The organism is uncultured Muriicola sp., from assembly GCF_947258935.1.
Lineage (GTDB): Bacteria > Bacteroidota > Bacteroidia > Flavobacteriales > Flavobacteriaceae > Muriicola.
In genome coordinates this window covers 1-2,427 of the sequence record NZ_CAMYKH010000138.1, presented here as the reverse complement: position 1 = coordinate 2,427, position 2,427 = coordinate 1, and the positions used below count along the sequence as shown (strand labels likewise).

Below are 2,427 nucleotides of genomic sequence, written 5' to 3'. Positions count from 1 at the left end.
CTCCTTCACCCTCGGCCACTTCTCCCTCAGCATTGTTCAATCCACCAAGCAAGGCATCGACTTCTTGTTTTTTCGCTTCTTGTTCCTTTCTGATCTTTTCCTCGGCCGCTTTCTTTTCTCGTTCTATTCTTTCGTCCTCTTCTTTAGCTTTTTTTGCAGCTTCTTCAGCCCTTCTTTCGGCTTCTTGTTGCTGCTTTATTTTAATAGACTCTTCATTCTCCTGGGTGAGAAGTTTTTCTGAAGGCTTCTCTTCTGACACGTTTTCAGGGACCGCCTTCTCCTTTGGCTCCACTTGCTCTACCGGCGTCTCTTCTTTTACCACCGGTTTTTTTACGGGCACTGATTTGACCTTCTTTTTAGGTTGCTCATCCCCCATACCGAATTCAAGTGCTCCAAAATTCACTGTGATACCCGTCTCAATTGGAGGTTCCATATAGGTAAGACCAATATAGAACATCAACAGCAGCAGTACACTTAAAAGTATGGTAGTAAGTGTGAAGGACTTTTTCTTGTGTCTCGTATCAAATAACGACATTAATTCGGGCGCACCGCAAGGATCACCTTATAGCTATTCCTATTGGCAATATCCATGACATTCACGGCTTCTTTGATAGCCACGCTTTCTTCTGCCCTTAGGATAATGGTAGGTTTGTCTTTCCCTTCCAGTGCTTTTTTTAATTCAATTTCAATATAGTCTCCGTTGATCTGCTGATTGTTAACGAAGTATTCCAGATTCTTATTGATGGAAACAGATACATTCTGCGTATTGGTCGATTTTCCTTTCGCCTTGGGCAAGAGCATATCCAGCGCATTAGGCGAATTTGCTGTTAACATAAAAAAGATAAGCAATAGGAATACAATGTCTGTCATAGAAGACATACTAAACTCCGGGCTGATCTTATTTCTACCTTTCAGTTTCATGGGAAGTAGTTAAACAGGTTCGTTTAAAAGATCAAGGAAATCCACAGCGTTGGCCTCCATCTTATGGATCACCTTATCTATGCGGTTCACTAAATGATTATAACCCATATAGGCTATGATCCCAACAACCAATCCGGCAACGGTAGTGGTCATGGCCGTATAGATCCCCGAGGCCAAAGCTCCCATCTCCGCTTGTCCGCCACTACTCGCCATCTGATGGAAAGCAAGGATCATACCTATGACAGTTCCTAAAAACCCTATCATGGGTGCAGCTCCCGCCACAGTAGCCAGGACATTTACGTTCTTTTCCAGTTTATATACTTCTAAAGTACCTGCATTCTCAATAGCTGCATTGATATCGTCCAGAGGTTTCCCGATCCTGGAAACCCCTTTTTCTGTTAACCGGGCCACAGGAGAATCTGTTTGGGCACAAAGGATCTTGGCAGCATCCAGCTTGCCATTCATCACATGATCCCTGATTTGATTCATAAAGTTCTTGTCGATCATAGAGGCCGCTTTAACGGCCAGTAATCGCTCAAAATAAATGTACAAGGCCACCGCAAGCATTGCGAATAAGACTGAAATAATGACGATACTCCCAGTACCCCCACTTAAGATTAGATCTATGACGGAAAGTGTCTTTTCTTCGGATATAACCTCCCCTACTTGTGACTCATTCACAAGATCTTGAAACATTACCATATGCATTCTCTTATTAATTTGCCCCTATAACGGTAATCTGCTGATTTAATTATGCGTTTAAGACTAAATTTCGAATTAATACAAAAGTAACCGATCCGGCAAGGAAACCAAGTAGTGCCAACCATGCAATTTTCCTGAAATACCAGAAGAAATCTATTTTCTCCATTCCCATGGCTACTACCCCGGCAGCAGATCCAATAATAAGCATACTGCCTCCGGTTCCTGCAGAAAATGCTATAAAATGCCATACCGGATCATCGATAGGAATAGAGAACATCCCCATACTGGCCGCCACTAATGGCACATTATCAATAACCGCAGAACCTACCCCCAGTATTATTATTACAAGATCCGAAACGGTCTGACCCATTGTTTCAGATCCTAACAAAGGCATCTTTTCATCTAGTACTCCGGCAAATTCGAATAACATCCCTAAGGATTCCAAAGCCGCCACAGCTAAAAGTATTCCCAGAAAGAAAAGTATACTTGGTAATTCTATTTTAGATAGTGAAGCGTGCACCGGACTATGATGAGACCCCGTATCTTCATCAAAATCTACAGTAGTAATAGTAAATTTAGCATTACTATAGATCTCTGCAAAAGTAGCTACAATAGCCAATGACAACATCATCCCAACATAAGGTGGAAGGTGTGTAATGGTCTTAAAAAAAGGAACAAATACAATAGATCCCAATCCTAAATAAAGCATGGTAGCCCCATAGGGTGATTTTGGAATTTCCTTCTCTTCCAGATCCCCTTCAATTTCTCCTTTAAAAACATTGTATCGCAATGCAAATAATACCG

Annotated in this window: 2 protein-coding genes and 2 pseudogenes; all 4 read right to left on the bottom strand. The window is 41.8% G+C overall.

All coding sequences use genetic code 11. The features are described 5' to 3' along the window. Positions 1–535 (bottom strand): annotated as a pseudogene (locus Q0X72_RS13655) (energy transducer TonB); the annotation flags it as partial. Then, positions 535–921, bottom strand: coding sequence for a biopolymer transporter ExbD (locus tag Q0X72_RS13650; protein WP_297766535.1), 387 nt, complete (start codon positions 919–921; stop codon positions 535–537). The gene Q0X72_RS13650 and the pseudogene Q0X72_RS13655, both read right to left, overlap by 1 nt. Positions 922–930: 9 nt before the next feature. Beyond that, on the bottom strand, positions 931–1,623 hold the full coding sequence (locus Q0X72_RS13645; protein ID WP_297766537.1) for a MotA/TolQ/ExbB proton channel family protein: 693 nt from the start codon (positions 1,621–1,623) through the stop codon (positions 931–933). A 49-nt stretch (positions 1,624–1,672) separates the two neighbouring features. After that, a pseudogene (locus Q0X72_RS13640) lies at positions 1,673–2,427 on the bottom strand (SLC13 family permease); the annotation flags it as partial.

Bases quoted from the DNA above. Each gene is read 5' to 3' on its own strand.
- Q0X72_RS13645 (WP_297766537.1), bottom strand. From the start codon at position 1,623: ATGGTAATGTTTCAAGATCTTGTGAATGAGTCACAAGTAGGGGAGGTT.
- Q0X72_RS13650 (WP_297766535.1), bottom strand. From the start codon at position 921: ATGAAACTGAAAGGTAGAAATAAGATCAGCCCGGAGTTTAGTATGTCT.